Consider the following 16,715-nt stretch of genomic DNA (forward strand, 5'->3'; position numbering starts at 1 on the left):
CCGGCCTGTCCAACCGCCTCTATTTCCAGGAAAGACTGGAGCAGTCGCTGCGCCAGACGACGCCCGACTGCCTGATGGCGGTCCATTACATCGACCTGGACCAGTTCAAGGCGGTCAACGACACGCTGGGCCACCCGGCGGGCGACGCGCTGCTGCGGCAGGTGGCCGACCGGCTGCGCGGCTGCATCGGCCCGGCCGACCTCGTGTCGCGCTTCGGCGGCGACGAGTTCGCCATCCTCCAGCCCGGACTCTGGGGGGCGGGAGAGGCGGAGGAGCTTGCCCGCTGCATCGTCTCCGCCCTGGCACAGCCCTTCGACATCGACGGCGCACAGATCCAGACCGGCACCAGCATCGGCATCGCCCTGTCCCACCGCGACGGGACCGACGCCGATTCGCTGATGAAGGCGGCCGACATCGCGCTCTACCGCGCCAAGTCCGACGGGCGCAACACCCACCGCTTCTTCGCGCCGGAGATGGCGGAGCGGCTGAAGGCCTTCCACGACCTGAAGCTGGGCCTGCACGACGCCCTGCGCCATGACGAGTTCGAGCTGCATTACCAGCCGCTGATCGCTACCGGCGACGGCCGCATCCGCGGGTTCGAGGCGCTGATCCGCTGGCGCCGGCCCGGCCGCGGCCTTGTCAGCCCGGCCGACTTCATCCCGGTGGCGGAGGAGACCGGCCTGATCGCACCGATCGGCGAATGGGCGCTGCGCACCGCCTGCCGCGAGGCGACGCGCTGGCCGGACGGCATCGCGGTCAGCGTCAACGTCTCCTCCGTCCAGTTCCGCAACAAGGGGCTGGTCGAGGCGGTCCGCAACGCCCTGGCTGACACCGGCCTCGCACCCGGCCGGCTGGAGTTGGAGATCACCGAATCGGTCCTGCTGCAGGACGACGACACCAACCTCGACACCCTGCGGGAGTTGCGGGCGCTCGGCACGCGGATCGTCATGGACGATTTCGGGACCGGCTATTCGGCACTGGGCTATCTCTGCCGCTTCCCCTTCGACAAGGTGAAGATCGACCGCAGCTTCGTCGCCGACCTGCCGCGCTGCACCGGCTCCACCGCCGTGGTGCAGGCGGTGGCCGGCATGGGCCGCAACCTCGGCATCGTCATCACCGCGGAGGGGGTGGAGGACCGGGCTCAGCTCGACGCCGTCCGCCGGCTGGGCTGCCACGAGGCCCAGGGCTACCACGTCTCCCGCCCGATCCCCGCCGCCGACGTCCCGGCGCTGATCGGACGGCTGCAGGGCGGGGGCTGATCGCCGGACCGGCGGGACCACAACGCCCAGCGCAACGCCTTTCCGCCGTGGCTGTTCTGGTGGGGGAACGCTTCCTGCCAGGACACCGACCCGGAGGGCACCGATGGCAAAGACCACCACCGACCACGACGAGATCCGCCGCTGGGCCGAAAGCCACGGCGGCAAGCCCGCCGTCGTCCGCAGCACCCACGACGAAGGCGGCGGCAAGAACCGCAAGACCGGCGTCGGCCTGCTGCGCCTGATGTTCCCCAAGGCCCGCCAGTCCGACCATGGCGAGCTGGAGGAGATCGACTGGACCGAGTTCTTCCAGCAGTTCGAGGATCGAAGTTGGCGCTTCTCTATGAGGAAGGCTCCAACTTCAACAAGCTGATCGGCCGCGATACCGCCGAGAAGCGGGAGCATGGCGACCACAAGGCGGCGCGGCACTGAGGGAGCGCGGCCCGACGACGCACCCGACGCCGCCGGGCCGCGCATCTGGCCGTCCGGCTCGTCAGAAGCTGGTGACCACCGTAGTGCCGGTGCCCTGGAAGCTGTCCATGGCCACCAGGGCGTCGATCGACTCCTCCAGGCCGATTTCCCGTCCGACCAGGCGCTCCGGCTTCAGCTTGCCGGACAGGATCATCGGCATCATCGCGTCGTAACGGTGCGCCTGCATGCCGTGGCTGCCCAGGATCTCCAGCTCGTGCGCGACGATGCGGTCCATCGGCACCGCCGGTCTGCTGTGGTCGCCCAGCATCAGCCCGACCTGAACATGCTTCCCCCGCCGGCGCAGGCTCAGGATCGAATTGAAGCAGGTCTGGGAGTGGCCGAGAGCGTCCAGCGAAACATGGGCTCCCCCTTCGTCGCCTCCATCACCGCCCCGGGCACGTCCTGAACCGACCTGGCGTTGATGGTGACGGCCGCCCCGAGGCTTTTCGCCAGCGCCAGCTTGTCGTCGGCAATGTCCACGGCGACGACGTTGGCGCCGAGCGCGTCGGCGATCATGATCGCGGCGAGGCCGACGCCACCGCAGCCGTGAACGGCCACCCATTGCCCCGCCGAGACCTTGCCCTGGTCCACGACGGCGCGGAAGGAGGTCACGAAACGGCAGCCCAGGCTGGCGGCGGTGGCGAAGCCGACCGTCTCCGGCAGGGCGACGAGGTTCAGGTCCGCCTTGTGGATCGAAACGAACTCGGCGAAGGACCCCCAATGGGTGAAGCCGGGCTGGAACTGGCTGTGGCAGACCTGCTGATGGCCGGCATGGCATTCCGGGCAGGATCCGCAGCCGCCGACGAAGGGCACGGTCACGCGCTCGCCCCCTTCCACCTGCGGACGTCCTTGCCGACCGCCACCACGACACCCGCCAGTTCGTGGCCGGGCACATGGGGCAGCCGGATGTCCGGGTCATGCCCGACCCAGCCGTGCCAGTCGCTGCGGCAGACGCCGGTCGCCTCGACCTTGATGACCACGCCGTCCGCTTCCGGCGCGGGATCGGGCAGGCTGACGAGTTGCGGGCGCTCGTTGAAGGCGGTGTAGAGGACGGCTTTCATCGGTGTCTCTCACGTCTGGCGGATGGACCTGTCGACCTTCGCCGAGGATAGCCCATCGCGGCTGGAGGAGCCTTGCCAAAGACACTTCCGAACTCCCCTGCTTTGCGGCATCCTTTCAGAAATGGCGGAGTTGGAGAAAGAAGCTTCCCCGATGCAGCAGATCGACAGGGTGGATGCCGAGATTTTGGACCGATTGCAGAAGGACGGGCGGCTGACCAATGCCAAGCTCGCCGCCCAGCTGTCGATGAGCGAAACCCCATGCTGGCGCCGCCTGAAGCGGCTGGAGGAGAGCGGGATCATCGAGGGCTATCAGGCAGTGCTGAACCGCCGGAAACTCGGCCTCGGCCTGATGGCCTTCGTCCAGCTCGGCTTCTCGGAGCATAGCGAAAAGGTGACCAGGGAATTCCACGCGGCCATCCAGGACTGTCCCAATGTCCTGTCATGCCACAACACGACGGGAGAGGCGGATTACCTGCTTGTCGTGGTCGCGCGGGATCTGGACGACTACAGCCGTTTCGTCGAGACCGTCCTTCGACATCTGCCCGGCGTCACCAGCATCCGCTCGAACCTGTCGCTCCGCGAGGTGAAATCGTCCAATCAGTTGCCGATCCTGATCGGAACGCCGTGACGGCGGAGGTTCGTCCAAGGGCGGAAATGAAAAGGGCCTAGCCGCGGCAACGGCTAAGCCCTTGAATTCATGGCGGACCCGACGAGATTCGAACTCATGACCTCTGCCTTCGGAGGGCAGCGCTCTATCCAGCTGAGCTACGGGTCCATCGCTGGTGGAGGTGGACCATAGTGCAAGCCTTGCGGCGACGCAAACACTAATTTTGCTCTTCGAACTAACGCCCTCTGCCTTCGGAGGGCAGCGCTCCATCTGGAGGCCAGCGCTCCGGAAACCATTGTCCTCCCACCCCCATGGAAACGTTTCCATTCTTCATGAAACCGTTTTCCTGACGTCACGCGATTGCAACACGCCGCCGTCACTCTGCCCCGCGCCGGATCGGACGGCGATGGAAGGACGGGTGGTCGATGGTGCGGGACGGGATGCGGTTCACGGATGGGCAGACGCCGCGGGGCACCGCCCGCGCGGTGGAACGCGTGGCGACGATCCGCGATGTGGCGGCGCGCGCCGGGGTGTCCATCGCCACCGTGTCGCGCGTCCTCAACGGCAGCGGCAACGCCACGCCGGAAACCATGGAAAAGGTCCGCGTCGCCGCCTCCGACCTGTCCTTCCGCCCCAGCACCATCGGGCGCAGCCTGAAGGCGGCGCGCACGCGCACCGTCGGCGTGCTGGTGCCGTCGCTGACCAACCCCGTCTTCGCCGAAAGCGTCGCCGGCATCCAGGAAGCCGCGGCGGAGGCCGGATACAGCGTCCTGATCGCCTCCACCGACTATGATCCCGGCAAGGAATCGCGCGCCATCGAAGGGCTGCTGTCCAACCGGGTCGAAGGGCTGGTTCTGACCGTCGCCGACGCCGACCGCAGCGGCTCGCTCGACACGCTGGACGAGGTGCGGCTGCCCTATGTGCTGGCCTACAACCAGCCGGAACGCGCGTCCCGCGCCCATGTGTCGGTCGACAATGTCGCGGCCTCCCGCGCGGTGGTGGAGCGGATGGCGGTGCTCGGCCACCGGCGCATCGGCATGATCGCCGGGCGCTTCCGCCAGTCCGACCGCTCGCGCCGCCGCCATGCCGGCTGGCTGACCGCGCTGGCCGACGCCGGCCTGCCGCCCGGCCCGGTGGTGGAGGTCGATTTCAACGATCTGCGGCTGGCCCACCGGCTGGCCCCCCATCTGGACGGGCCGGAGCGGCCGACCGCCCTCTTCGCCTCCAACGACATGCTGGCGCTCGCCACCATCCGGGCGCTGCGCGACCTCGGCCTGCGGGTGCCGGACGACGTGTCTGTCTGCGGCTTCGACGGGATCGAGGTCGGGCGGCTGATGTCGCCCAGCCTCGCCACCCTGGTGCAACCGGCCCGCGCCATGGGTGCCACCGCCTTCGAATGCCTGCGCACCGGCTTTTCCGGCGAGCTGCAGAGCCGCGCCGTGATGCTGCCCTTCACCTTGCGGCCGGGCGAATCCCTCGGCCCCGCACCTTGCGAACCGATCCAAACGCTTCCCGAACGGAGATAGCCCCGATCATGATGAAGCAATTCCTGTTCGGCGCCGCCCTCGGCGCTGTCTCGCTGGCCGCCGCCCTCTCCGCCACGGTCGCTCCCGCCACGGCGGCGGAGCCGACCGCCATCTGCTACAACTGCCCGCCGGAATGGGCCGACTGGGCGTCGCAGCTGAAGGCGATCAAGGCCGATCTCGGCATCACCGTGCCGTTCGACAACAAGAACTCCGGCCAGTCGCTCGCCGCCATGCTGGCGGAAAAGGACAAGCCGGTCGCCGACGTCGTCTATCTCGGCGGGCCGGTCGGCATCCAGGCCAAGGCGGCCGGCGTCGTCGCGCCCTTCAAGCCGGCGGCCTGGGCCGAGATCCCCGACGGGATGAAGGATTCCGACGGCAACTGGTTCGCCATCCACAGCGGCACGCTGGGCTTCTTCGTCAACACCGAGGCGCTGGGCGGCAAGCCGGTGCCGCAGAGCTGGGCCGACCTGCTGAAGCCCGACTATTCGGGCATGGTCGGCTATCTCGACCCGACCAGCGCAGCCGTCGGCTATGTCGGCGCGGTGGCGGTCAATCTGGCGCTGGGCGGCGATTACGGCAGCTTCGACAAGGCGGTCGGCTGGTTCAAGGACCTGCAGAAGAACCAACCCATCGTGCCGAAGCAGACCTCCTACGCCCGCGTGCTGTCGGGCGAGATTCCGATCCTGATCGACTACGACTTCAACGCCTACCGCGCCAAATACACCGACAAGGCGCCGGTCGCCTTCGTCATCCCGAAGGAAGGCACGGTGTCGGTCCCCTACGTGATGGCTCTGGTCAAGAACGGTCCGAACCCGGAGAACGGCAAGAAGGTGCTGGACTACGTCCTGTCCGACAAGGGCCAGACCCTGTGGGCCAACGCCTTCATGCGCCCGGTCCGGGCCGAGGCGATGTCGCCGGAGACCGCCGCCAAGTTCCTGCCGGCCGCCGACTACGCCCGTGCCAAGCCGGTCGACCTCGCCCGCATGGCCGAGGCGCAGAAGGGCTTCATGGACCGCTATCAGGCGGAGGTGAAGTGAGCGCCTGCGCGCAGGGCGCCTCCCTCCCCACCGGCCGGCGGCATCGCCGCGGGCCGGGTCAGGGGGGACGGGCGAACCGCTGCGGCTGGCGGCCCTGCTGGCGCCGGCGGCGGTGGTGTTCGCGGCCTTCTTCCTGCTGCCGCTGGTCCGCCTGATCCTGATCGGCGCCGGCGGGGCGGAGGGATGGTCCGCCTATCTCACCACGCTGGCCGATCCCGGCCATCTCGACAGCCTGATCTCCACCCTGGCGCTGTCGGCCGGGGTGACCCTGGTGACGCTGGCGGTGTCGACCGTCGCCGGACTGTTCCTGGTGCGCCACCATTTTCCCGGCCACGCCCTTCTGGTGGCGCTGCTGACCTTCCCGCTGGCCTTCCCCGGCGTGGTCATCGGCTTCATGGTCATCATGCTGGCCGGGCGGCAGGGGCTGATCGGCACCATCACCCAGGCGCTGACCGGGGGGAAACTGGTCTTCGCCTATTCCATGGCCGGGCTGTTCCTGGGCTACGTCTATTTCTCGATCCCGCGCGTCATCCTGACCGTGATGGCGGCGGCGGAGAAGCTGGACCCGCGGCTGGAGGAGGCGGCGCGCTCGCTGGGGGCGTCCCCCTGGCGCGTGGTGGCCGACGTGATCCTGCCGGCGCTGAAGCCGGCGCTGATCTCCGCGGGCGCCCTGTGCTTCGCGACCTCGATGGGCGCGTTCGGCACCGCCTTCACGCTCGCCACCCGGATCAACGTGCTGCCGATGACGATCTATACCGAATTCACGCTCCAGGCGAACATCGCCGCGGCGGCGGCGCTCAGCGTCCTGCTCGGCCTCATCACCTGGGCGGCGCTGGCGGTGGCGCGCAGCATCGCCGGCACCTCCGTCGCGGCGGCAGGGTGACGGCCATGCGGGATCTGTCAAATCGCCGGGGCTGGGGGTTCTGGCTGCAGCTGGGCTTCACCCTGCTGGTCTGCGCGCTGCTGACCGTGCCGATGGTGATGTCGATGCTGGCCGGGCTGACCGCCAACTATTTCGTGGGCTTGAAGAGCGGCCTGACCCTGCGCTGGGTGGAGGAGGTGTGGCGGGTCTATTCCGGCACCATCCTGCTGTCCCTGCAGATCGCCTTCGCCTGCCTTGCCTGCACGCTGGTGCTGGGGGTGCCGGCTGCCTATGCGCTGGCGCGCCGCCCCGGCCGGATCGCCCGGCTGGTGGAGGAGTTGCTGATGATGCCGGTCGCCATCCCCGGCCTCGCCACCGCGCTGGCGCTGATCGTCACCTATGGCGGTGTCGGCGACCTGCGCAGCAGCTGGCTGTTCATCCTGGTCGGCCATGTGCTGTTCACCCTGCCCTTCATGGTCCGCGCCGTGCTGGCGGTGCTGGGCTCCATCGACCTGAAGACGCTGGAGGAGGGGGCGGCCAGCCTGGGCGCCGGCTTCCTGCGCCGCTTCGCCACGGTGGTGCTGCCCAACTGCCGCTCCGGCATCCTGGCCGGGTCGCTAATGGTGCTGACCCTGTCGGTGGGCGAGTTCAACCTGACCTGGCTGTTGCACACGCCGCTGACCAAGACGCTGCCGGTCGGGCTGGCCGACAGCTATGCCTCGCTGCGGATCGAGATCGGCAGCGCCTACACCCTCGTCTTCTTCCTGATGATCGTGCCCAGCCTGATCCTGCTGCAGGGTCTGGCCAAGCGCGGCCGTCCGTCCGTTTGAGGCCACTCCCAGATGCCCGACAGCCTGATGCCCGACAGCTTCCACCTCGACGCCGTGCCGATCCGCCTGGAGCGCTGCGGCAAGACCTTCGCCGGCAGCGCCCGCGCGCTGGAGCCGCTGGACCTCACCATCCGCGGCGGCGAGACCATCGTCTTCCTGGGCCCCTCCGGCTGCGGCAAGACCACGACGCTGCGCATCATCGCCGGGCTGGAAAGCCCCGACCCTGGCGGCCGCGTGCTGTTCGGCGAGGAGGACGTGACGGCCCTCCCCATCGAGCGGCGCAATGTCGGTATGGTGTTCCAGAGCTACGCCCTGTTCCCCAACATGACGGTGGCGGAAAACGTCGCCTACGGCCTGAAGGTGCGCAAGCTGCCGCGCGCCGACCGCGCCCGCCGGGTGGAGGAGATGCTGGATCTGATGCATCTCGGCGAGTTCGCCGGGCGGCGGATCGACCAGCTGTCCGGCGGCCAGCGGCAGCGCGTGGCGCTGGCCCGCGCGCTGGTGGTGCGGCCGCGCGTGCTGCTGCTGGACGAGCCGCTGACGGCGCTCGACGCCAAGCTGCGCGACAGTTTGCGGCTGGAGATCGACCGGCTGCTGCGCGGGCTGGGCATCACCGCCGTCTACGTCACCCACGACCAGGGCGAGGCGATGGCGCTGGGCGACCGCATCGTGGTGATGGCCAAGGGGCGCGTGGCGCAGATCGGCACCCCGCGGGAGATCTATTACCAGCCGGCGGACGGCTTCGTCGCCGACTTCATCGGCACGATGAACCGGCTGGGCGGCACGGTGCGCAGCGGGATGCTGTCCATCGGGACGGCGTCGCTGCCCTGGTCGGGGCCGGACGGTGCGGTGGAGCTGCTGGTCCGGCCGGAGGATCTGGCGCTGGCAGGCGAGGCCGACGGGCATCTCGGCGGCAAGGTCGCCGCCGCGGTGTTCCTGGGCGACCGCACCCGTCTGGTGGTGGAGCCCGCGGAAGGGCCGGCGCTGACGGTGGACACCGCCGGGCGGAGCGAGCTGGGCCGCGGCGACCGGGTGTGGCTGCGCATCGATCCGGCGAGGGTGCTGGCGGTTCCGTGAGCTCCTTTGATGCAGAGCTAGACCCCCACCTAACCTCCCCGCTGGGCGGGGAGGGACTGCCGCCACTCTCCCGCATAAGCACTTGCTCCTTCCCCCGCCCAGCGGGGGAGGGTTGGGGTGGGGGTCTAAGCCCTCCAAGATTCAATCACTCAAGGCCCACCCAATGATCATCGTTCAGATCACCGACACCCACATCAAGCCCCCCGGCCGCCTCGCCTACCGCCGCGTGGACACCGCCCCCTTCCTGGAGCGTGCGGCCGCCGCGATCCTGGCGCTCACCCCCGACCCGACGTGATCCTCGCCACCGGCGACCTCGTCGATGCCGGCCATGCGGAGGAGTACGAACGCCTGCTCGGCCTGCTGCGTCCGCTCGACATCCCGCTCTTCGCGGTGCCCGGCAACCATGACGAACGCGCCGGGCTCGCCAGCGCCTTCCCCGACCTCAAGGCCCGCGTCGGCGACAGCCCATTCTTCCACTACACGGTGGAGGACTGGCCGGTCCGCCTGATCGCCATGGACACCGTCCTGCCCGGCTCCGGCGCCGGTGAGGTCTGTGCAGATCGCCTGTCCTGGCTCGACGCCCGACTGTCCGAGCAGCCGGACCGGCCGACCATTGTCTTCCAGCACCACCCGCCGTTTGCCACCGGCATCGGCCATATGGACCGGCTGGGGCTGAGCGGGGCCGACGCCATGGCCGCGGTGGTCCGCCGACATCGCCAAGTGGAACGGGTGCTGTGCGGCCATCTCCACCGGCCGATCCAGGTGCGCTGGGCCGGAACCATCGCCTCCACCGCGCCGTCGACCGCGCATCAGGTGGCGCTCGACCTGCGCGACGACGCGCCGTCCGCCTTCGTGATGGAGCCGCCGGGCTACCAGATCCACATGTGGCGCGCCGACACCGGCGTGGTCAGCCACACCGCCGTGATCGGCGACTATGACGGCCCCTATCCCTTCTTCAAGGACGGAAAGCTGATCGACTAACTCGGCTATTCGGCCGGCTGTCACGCGCCTGTCACGGGCTTCGCGTAAGACACAGCTCTCACCGCCGTTCCCACGGAGACGACAGAGATGAAGGCGTTTCTCGCCACCCTCGCCACGGTCCTGACGCTTGCCCTCGGCCACACCGCACTGGCGGACGGCGCCACCGGCAAGCTGGTGCTCTACACCTCGCAGCTGGAGCCCGATGCCCGCCAGACGGTGGAAGCCTTCAAGGCGAAGAACCCCGGCGTCGAGGTGGAGTGGGTCCGCAACGGCACGACCGAGCTGATGAACAAGCTGCGCGCGGAGTTCGCCGCCGGTGCGCCGCAGCCCGACCTGCTGCTGATCGCCGACGCGGTGACGATGGAATCGCTGAAGGCGGAAAAGCGGCTGCAGCCCTATGCCGAGGCTCCGGTTTCCGGCTACCGCCCCGGCACCCACGATGCGCAGGGTTACTGGTTCGGCACCAAGCTGATCACCACCGGCATCGTCTACAACACCGCCGCCCCGTTGAAGCCGACCTCCTGGCAGGATCTGCTGAAGCCGGAGGCCAAGGGCAGCACGGTGATGCCGAGCCCGCTCTATTCCGGCGCCGCCGCCATCCACATGGCTTCGATCAAGGCGCAGCCGTCGCTTGGCATGGCGTATTATGAGGCGCTGCATCGCAATGCCGTCACCGCGGCCAAGGGCAACGGCGGCATCCTGAAGGATGTGGCCGGCGGGGCGAAGCTCTACGGCATGGTCGTCGATTACCTGCCGATCCGCGAACAGCTGAAGGGCGCCCCCGTCGCCTTCGTCTTCCCCAAGGAGGGCGTCAGCGCGGTCAGCGAGCCGGTGGCGATCCTCAGCACCGCCAAGAACCCCACTGCGGCCAAAGCCTTCATCAACTTCCTGCTGAGCCGCGAGGGCCAGGATCTCGCCTCCCGCCAGGGCTTCCTGCCGGCGCTGCCGGGCGTCAACCCGCCGCCGGGCTTCCCCGATCCGGCGACCATCACCCTGCTGCCCTACGACCCGGCCAAGGCACTGGCCGAGGACGAGGCCAACAAGCGCGCCTTCGCCGACCTGTTCGGCGGGTGAGAGTGTTGGTACGGACCGGAAAGGATCCCCTCTCCCCCTGGGGAGAGGGTTAGGGTGAGGGGGTGCGTTGCAGGGATCCTCAAGAATCGCGCACTCCGACCCACCCGTGAAAATCCACGCCATGCGTCCCCCTCACCCCGACCCTCTCCCCGGGGGGAGAGGGGGATCGCCCCGGGTGGTCGAAAAGCCACGGAAGGCTTCTTGCGCACCCTCCCCGGCTGGCCGCTGCTGGTCGGGCTGCTCGTGCTTCTGCCGATCCTGCGCCTGCTGTGGGAGGCCGGCGACCCGGCGGTGCTCGGCCGCGTGCTCGACTCCCCAGCCACATGGCGCGCGACCACCAACAGCATCGCCGTCGCCGCCGGCGCCACGCTGGCGGCCGCCCTGATCGGCGGACCCTTTGCCCTGCTGATCGGGCTGACCGACCTGCGCGCCCGCACGGCGATGACCTTCGCCCTGATCCTGCCGCTGATGATCCCGCCGCAGATCGTGGCGATGGCCTGGACTCACCTTGCCGGGTCCGGCAGCCCGATCCTGAAGCCGCTGGGCCTCGCCCCGCCGGTCGGCACGCCGAACCCGGTGCAGTCGGCGATGGGCATGGTGCTGGTGATGGGCATCGAGCATGCCCCGCTGGTCTTCCTCGCCCTGCGCGCGGCACTTCGCGCAATCCCCGGCGATGTGCTGGAGGCGGCGCGGGCATCGGGCGCCGGCCCGTGGCGCGCGGTGCGCGGCGTGGTGCTGCCGCTCTGCCTGCCGGGGCTGATCGCCGGGCTTGCCCTGGCCTTCGTCGCGGCGCTGGGCAATTTCGGGGTTCCCGCCCTGCTGGGCGTGCCGGCCGGCATTCCGATGCTGCCGACGCTGATCTACCGGCGGCTGGCCGGCTTCGGCCCATCGGCGCTGCCCGAGGTGGCGGTGCTGGCCGCCCTGATCGGCCTCATCGCCTGCCTGGGCATCGCGGCGCAGACCATCCTCCAGGCGCGCATCGCCGCCCGCCTGCCCGGCGGCGCCCGGCCGCTGGCGCCGCTGCCGCTCGGGGCCGCCCGCGCGCCGGTCGAGGGGCTCGCCTGGGGCGTGCTGGCGCTGATCGTCGCGGCACCGCTGGCGGCGCTGCTGGCGACCAGCCTCGTGCGGGTCTACGGCCTGCCCATCGGTCTCGACACGTTGACGCTGGCCCATTACCGCGAGGTGCTGGCGCTCGATCAGGTCGGGCGCGCCTTCGCCAATTCGGTTCTGCTGTCGGGGTCGGCGGCGCTGCTGCTGGCATTGCTGGCGGTGCCGCTGGCCCATGCGATGGCGCTGGGCGGCGGAAGCGGGCGGATCGCGCGGGCGGTCGGCGTGCTGGTGGAACTGCCGCATGCCGTGCCGGGGGTGGTGCTGGGCATCGGCTGCATCCTGCTGTTCCTGAAGCCGCTGCCGGGGCTGGGCGTCAGCCTGTACGGCACGCTGTGGATCATCCTGGCGGCCTATCTGGTCCGCTTCCTGCCGCTGGCCCTGCGGCCGGTGCAGGCCGCCTGCGCCGCGCTCGACCCGACGGTGGAGGAAGCCGCCCGCGCGCTGGGCGCCGGGCCGCTGCGGCGGCTGGTGACGGTGGTGGCGCCGCTGGTCGCCCCCGCCGCCGCGGCTGGCGGGCTGCTGGTCTTCCTGACCGCCTTCAACGAGTTGACCGTCTCCATCCTGCTGTGGTCGCAGGGGCGGGAGATTTTGGGCGTCGTCGTCTATGCGCTGGAGGAAGGCGGCAGCCCGACGTTGGGGGCAGCGCTCGGCATCGTCGCCATCCTGGTCGTCCTGGCCGCTATGCTCGCCGCCGGGGCGCTGGGCCGCCGCCTGCCGCCGGGTGTGGTGCCCTGGCGTGATTAGCCGGTCAAGCCGGCAGCCCCGCCGCCCGGCGCACCGCCTCCAGCACCGCTAGCACGTCGCGCGCCTGCTCCGCCGTCACCGGCGGCGGGGCGCCGTCGAGGATGGCGGCCGCCACGCCGCGGTAGAAGGCGGGATAGTCGCCGCGCAGGGTCTCCACCCGCCGCTCCGTCCCATCGGCCTGGACCAGCAGGGCGAAGTTCTCCGGATCGTCCAGGCCCCAGTCGGCTTCGGTCGGCATGCGCCCGGCGCGCAGGGCCGCCTCCTGCCCGTCCATGCCGTGCTTCAGGAAGCTGCCGCCGTCGCCATGCAGTTGGAAGCGCGGCCCCGGCCGGCAGACCACCGTGCCGCAATGGAGGATCGCCCGCATCGGCCCATAGCCCAGCACGATGTGGAACCAGTCGTCCACCTGCGCGTCCGGCCGCTGGGATCCCACATCGGCGAGGATGCGGTCGGGCATGCCGAACAGGGTCAGCGCCTGGTCGATCAGGTGGGCACCCAGGTCGAACAGCACGCCGGAGCCTGCCAGCGTCTGCTCCCGCCAGCCCTGCTTGATCTGCGGCCGGAAACGGTCGAAATGCGCCTCGTAATGAAAGGGGCGGCCGATCTCGCCCTTTTCCAGGCAGGCGCGCAGCGTCAGGAAGTCATTGTCCCAGCGCCGATTCTGGAAGACGGTCAGCAGCCGGCCCTGCCGCTTGGCGAGGTCGATCAGCTCGCCGGCCTCCGCCGCGGTGGTCGCCATCGGCTTGTCGATCACCACATGCTTGCCGGCCAGCAGCGCCGCGCGGGCCAGGGGGGCGTGGCTGGTGTTGGGGGTGGCGATCACCACGAGGTCGATGGCCGGATCGGCGATCACCGCCTCGGCCGTCGTCGCCTCCGCTCCCGGTGCCGCGCGGCGGATGTCGTCGATGCGCGAGCTGGCGATTGCCGTCAGGCGCAGGCGCGGTTCGCTGAGGATCAGCGGCGCATGGAACACCGACCCGGCGAGGCCGAAGCCCAGCAGACCGACCGACAGGCTGTTCATCGTCGCAAAACCTCCTATTCAAAGTGCCGGAACGTCCGGCTTTCCAAACGGTCGCCATCAACCCCTCTCCCGCCCCGGGAGAGGGAAGGGGCCCATGCAGAGCATGGGAAGGGTGAGGGGTTAGGCACGAAGCCATGCGGTTCGGGATTCTCGGACTCCCCCTCACCCTCCCCACTTCGTGGGTCCCCTCCCTCTCCCGGGACGGGAAAGGGTATTTATCAGGGCGCCCAGCAGACCATGGTGTCCGCCCCGCCCCGGCGCAACAGGGCACGCACCGGCATGGCGTCCTCCGGGCCGGCGGCGCGGGCCTGCTCCAGCACCGCGCGCTTGGCGCTGCCGGAGATCAGCACGACGGTCCGCCGGCTGTCGAGCAGGCGCGGCAGGGTCAGCGTCATGCGCGGATGCGGCGCGGTGGGGAGCGCATCGCCCGGCAGGGTGCCGGACCTTCCCAGGCGGAGGCGAGGTTCGGCGCATCGGGAAACAGCGAGGCGACATGCCCGTCCTCCCCCATGCCGGTCACCATCAGGTCGAAGGGGCCGTCGATGGCGCGCAGCGCTTCGGCGCAGGCGGCCTCCCCCTCCTCCGGCGTGGCGGCACCGGTGTAGAGCGGGATGAAGCGGATGGCCGGCGCGGCGGCGAGCAGCGTGGCGTGCAGGGTGGCCGCGTTGCTGTCCGGGCTGTCGGGCGGGAGCCAGCGGTCGTCCACCAGCGTCGCCGTCACCCGCCCCCAATCGACATCGCGCCGGCCGAGCGCCGTCAGGAAAGGCGTCGGCGTCCGCCCGCCCGGCAGCGCCATGGTGGCGGACCCGCGTGCCGCGATGGCGGCGGTCAGCAGGGCCGCCGTCTCGCCGGCCAGCGTTTCGGCAAGGTCCTGGGCATCGCGGAAGACACGAAGGCGCGCGGTCATGGTGGACGCTCCCCACTGGTTCTTGTCAGTTTGCACGGACCATAATCCGCCCGCCCGGCCGGGGCGCGGCCATCTGTGTAACAGCTGCGTAACAACGCGGGCGCCGGGAAAGCGCCGCGTTACCAAATTGTCCGCCCCGCGCATCATCGGCAGCGTACAGTGACCGCCAAGCGAACGACCGCCGGACGAACGACCGTCTCGCAGCGGTCCAACAGCAACGTGTCACGGGAGGGAACCGACATGCGCGACCTGCATCCGTGTGCGACGCCGGCCCTGAAGCCGGCGAGGATCGCACCATGACCTTGCAGACCCCATCCTACCGGCCGTCCGCCGGCGAGGACGCCGGGGCCGCACCCGACAGCGCCACCCCGCCGCGGGCGAACGGGCTGCGCGCCGCGGCGCAGCGGCATCTGTCGAAGCTGGTGGTCGCCCCGTCCTTCGCGGCGATCCTGCTGTTCGTCTACGGCTTCATCGCCTGGACCGCCTATATCAGCTTCACCAATTCCAGGATGCTGCCGTCCTATGAACTGGTCGGGGCCGACGCCTTCGCCAAGCTGTGGCGGATTGAGCGCTGGTACGTCGCCATCGAGAATCTGCTGATCTTCGGCGGGCTGTTCATCGGCATCAGCCTGGTCATCGGCATCCTGCTGGCGGTGCTGCTCGACCAGCGCATCCGCGGCGAAGGGGCGTTGCGCACGGTCTATCTCTATCCGATGGCGCTCAGCTTCATCGTCACCGGCACCGCCTGGAAATGGATCCTGAACCCGTCCATCGGCATCCAGCAGTTCGTGCGCGACCTGGGCTTCCCCGGCTTCACCTTCGACTGGATCGTCCAGCAGGACACCGCCGTCTACACGCTGGTGATCGCGGCGGTCTGGCAAAGCTCCGGCTTCGTGATGGCGCTGTTCCTGGCGGCGCTCCGCGGCGTCGATCAGGAGATCATCAAGGCGGCCTATCTCGACGGCGCCAGCCTGCCGCGCATCTATTGGGGCATCGTCCTGCCGTCGATCCGGCCGGTGTTCATGAGCGCCTTCGTCATCCTCGCCCACCTCGCGGTCAAGAGCTACGACCTCGTGGTGGCGCTGACCGGCGGCGGTCCGGGCTATGCGTCGGACCTGCCGGCGACCTTCATGTACGAGATGACCTTCCGCCGCAACCAGATCGCCATCGGCTCGGCCAGCGCGCTGATGATGCTGGCGACGGTGGTGGCGATCATCGTGCCCTACCTCTATTCCGAACTGAAGGGAGGCAAGCGTGTCTAGCCTGACCTCCGCCCTGCCGCCGGCGCAGGGCACCGGCGCCCGCATCGCCCGCTGGGGCCTGTACCTGATCCTCCTGCTGTTCGCGGCCTATTACCTGCTGCCGCTGCTGCTGATGATCACCACCTCCTTCAAGAGCCCGGAGGAGATCCGCACCGGCTCGCTGCTGTCGCTGCCGCGCGACTTCAGCCTGGATGCCTGGAGCTATGCCTGGAACCGCGCCTGCATCGGCGCCGACTGCCGCGGCATGGCGCCCTATTTCCTCAATTCCCTGGTCATCGTCGTGCCGGCGGTGGTCATCTCCACCTTCTTCGGGGCGCTGAACGGCTATGCCCTGACCAAGTGGCGGTTCCGCGGCGCCAACATCGTGTTCGGCATGATCCTGTTCGGCAGCTTCCTGCCGTCCCAGGTGATTCTGCTGCCGATGGCGCAGACGCTGGGCGCGCTCGGGCTGGCCGGCAGTGCCGGCGGGCTGATCCTGGTCCATGTGGTGTACGGCCTCGCCTTCACCACTTTGTTCTTCCGCAACTATTACGTCAGCATCCCCGACGATCTGGTGAAGGCCGCGACCATCGACGGCGCCGGCTTCTTCCAGATCTTCACCAAGATCATGCTGCCGCTGTCGCTGCCGATCCTGGTGGTGACGATCATCTGGCAGTTCACCCAGATCTGGAACGACTTCCTGTTCGGGGCGTCCTTCGCGGCGGGCGGCGCCCAGCCGGTGACGGTCGCGCTGAACAACCTCGTCAACACCACCACCGGCGTGAAGCAGTACAACGTCGACATGGCGGCGGCGATGATCGCCGGCCTGCCCACCCTCGTCGTCTATGTGCTTGCCGGGAAATACTTCATCCGCGGTCTGACCGCCGGCTCCGTCAAGGGGTGATCTTCC

General features: G+C 69.5%; 15 protein-coding genes, 1 tRNA gene and 2 pseudogenes. 13 read left to right on the plus strand and 5 right to left on the minus strand.

Annotated features, from left to right (window positions below):
- Positions 1-47 precede the first annotated feature (47 nt).
- Positions 48-1,259, plus strand: a complete 1,212-nt coding sequence (locus AB8P05_RS22035; protein ID WP_472760690.1) for a putative bifunctional diguanylate cyclase/phosphodiesterase — start codon at positions 48-50, stop codon at positions 1,257-1,259.
- Positions 1,260-1,362: 103 nt separating this feature from the next.
- Positions 1,363-1,629 carry a hypothetical protein gene (locus tag AB8P05_RS22040; RefSeq protein WP_472760367.1) on the plus strand — a complete coding sequence of 89 codons (267 nt, stop codon included), beginning with the start codon at positions 1,363-1,365 and terminating at the stop codon, positions 1,627-1,629.
- A 120-nt stretch (positions 1,630-1,749) separates the two neighbouring features.
- Here AB8P05_RS22040 and AB8P05_RS22045 read toward each other — a convergent pair.
- Positions 1,750-2,788, minus strand: a pseudogene (locus AB8P05_RS22045) (zinc-dependent alcohol dehydrogenase family protein).
- A 151-nt stretch (positions 2,789-2,939) separates the two neighbouring features.
- Between AB8P05_RS22045 and AB8P05_RS22050 the strand changes: the two are divergent.
- Positions 2,940-3,416, plus strand: coding sequence for an Lrp/AsnC family transcriptional regulator (locus AB8P05_RS22050; protein ID WP_472760368.1), 477 nt, complete (start codon positions 2,940-2,942; stop codon positions 3,414-3,416).
- A 70-nt stretch (positions 3,417-3,486) separates the two neighbouring features.
- On the opposite strand, the gene AB8P05_RS22055 is transcribed toward AB8P05_RS22050, so the two are convergent.
- Positions 3,487-3,563 (minus strand) — tRNA-Arg (locus tag AB8P05_RS22055).
- 272 nt (positions 3,564-3,835) lie between these two features.
- Here AB8P05_RS22055 and AB8P05_RS22060 point away from each other — a divergent pair.
- From AB8P05_RS22060 to AB8P05_RS22095, 8 genes and pseudogenes are all read left to right on the plus strand, one after another.
- Positions 3,836-4,921: a LacI family DNA-binding transcriptional regulator gene (locus AB8P05_RS22060; protein ID WP_472760369.1), complete on the plus strand. Its 1,086-nt coding sequence runs from the start codon at positions 3,836-3,838 to the stop codon at positions 4,919-4,921.
- Between the two features lie 8 nt (positions 4,922-4,929).
- On the plus strand, positions 4,930-5,958 hold the full coding sequence (locus AB8P05_RS22065; protein WP_472760370.1) for an ABC transporter substrate-binding protein: 1,029 nt from the start codon (positions 4,930-4,932) through the stop codon (positions 5,956-5,958).
- A 79-nt stretch (positions 5,959-6,037) separates the two neighbouring features.
- Positions 6,038-6,841 carry an ABC transporter permease gene (locus AB8P05_RS22070; RefSeq protein WP_472760691.1) on the plus strand — a complete coding sequence of 268 codons (804 nt, stop codon included), beginning with the start codon at positions 6,038-6,040 and terminating at the stop codon, positions 6,839-6,841.
- Positions 6,842-6,846: 5 nt separating this feature from the next.
- A complete protein-coding gene (locus AB8P05_RS22075; RefSeq protein WP_472760371.1) occupies positions 6,847-7,650 on the plus strand; it encodes an ABC transporter permease in 804 nt (267 codons plus the stop codon).
- Positions 7,651-7,677: 27 nt separating this feature from the next.
- Positions 7,678-8,727 carry an ABC transporter ATP-binding protein gene (locus tag AB8P05_RS22080; RefSeq protein ID WP_472760692.1) on the plus strand — a complete coding sequence of 350 codons (1,050 nt, stop codon included), beginning with the start codon at positions 7,678-7,680 and terminating at the stop codon, positions 8,725-8,727.
- A gap of 163 nt (positions 8,728-8,890) precedes the next feature.
- Positions 8,891-9,708, plus strand: a pseudogene (locus tag AB8P05_RS22085) (phosphodiesterase).
- An 87-nt stretch (positions 9,709-9,795) separates the two neighbouring features.
- Positions 9,796-10,782 carry an ABC transporter substrate-binding protein gene (locus AB8P05_RS22090; RefSeq protein ID WP_472760372.1) on the plus strand — a complete coding sequence of 329 codons (987 nt, stop codon included), beginning with the start codon at positions 9,796-9,798 and terminating at the stop codon, positions 10,780-10,782.
- A 201-nt stretch (positions 10,783-10,983) separates the two neighbouring features.
- Positions 10,984-12,636, plus strand: a complete 1,653-nt coding sequence (locus tag AB8P05_RS22095) for an ABC transporter permease (protein WP_472760373.1) — start codon at positions 10,984-10,986, stop codon at positions 12,634-12,636.
- A 4-nt stretch (positions 12,637-12,640) separates the two neighbouring features.
- Here AB8P05_RS22095 and AB8P05_RS22100 read toward each other — a convergent pair whose 3' ends face one another.
- From AB8P05_RS22100 to AB8P05_RS22110, 3 genes are all read right to left on the minus strand, one after another.
- Positions 12,641-13,657, minus strand: coding sequence for an oxidoreductase (locus AB8P05_RS22100; protein WP_472760374.1), 1,017 nt, complete (start codon positions 13,655-13,657; stop codon positions 12,641-12,643).
- 218 nt (positions 13,658-13,875) lie between these two features.
- The gene (locus tag AB8P05_RS22105) at positions 13,876-14,052 is read right to left on the minus strand and encodes a 6-phosphogluconolactonase (protein ID WP_472760375.1); all 177 of its coding nucleotides are present in this window, start codon (positions 14,050-14,052) and stop codon (positions 13,876-13,878) included.
- Complete coding sequence (locus AB8P05_RS22110) at positions 14,049-14,564, minus strand: 6-phosphogluconolactonase (RefSeq protein ID WP_472760376.1); 516 nt, start codon at positions 14,562-14,564, stop codon at positions 14,049-14,051. The genes AB8P05_RS22105 and AB8P05_RS22110 overlap by 4 nt, the downstream gene beginning before the upstream one ends.
- A 296-nt stretch (positions 14,565-14,860) precedes the next feature.
- Here AB8P05_RS22110 and AB8P05_RS22115 point away from each other — a divergent pair, with 296 nt between their 5' ends.
- The gene (locus tag AB8P05_RS22115; RefSeq protein ID WP_472760377.1) at positions 14,861-15,826 is read left to right on the plus strand and encodes a carbohydrate ABC transporter permease; all 966 of its coding nucleotides are present in this window, start codon (positions 14,861-14,863) and stop codon (positions 15,824-15,826) included.
- Entirely contained in the window at positions 15,819-16,709 is an 891-nt protein-coding gene (locus AB8P05_RS22120; RefSeq protein WP_472760378.1) for a carbohydrate ABC transporter permease, read from the plus strand. Before AB8P05_RS22115 ends, AB8P05_RS22120 begins: the two co-directional genes overlap by 8 nt.
- Positions 16,710-16,715: the final 6 nt, after the last annotated feature.

The sequence above is a fragment of the Azospirillum sp. VT-I1 genome, from assembly GCF_055698305.1.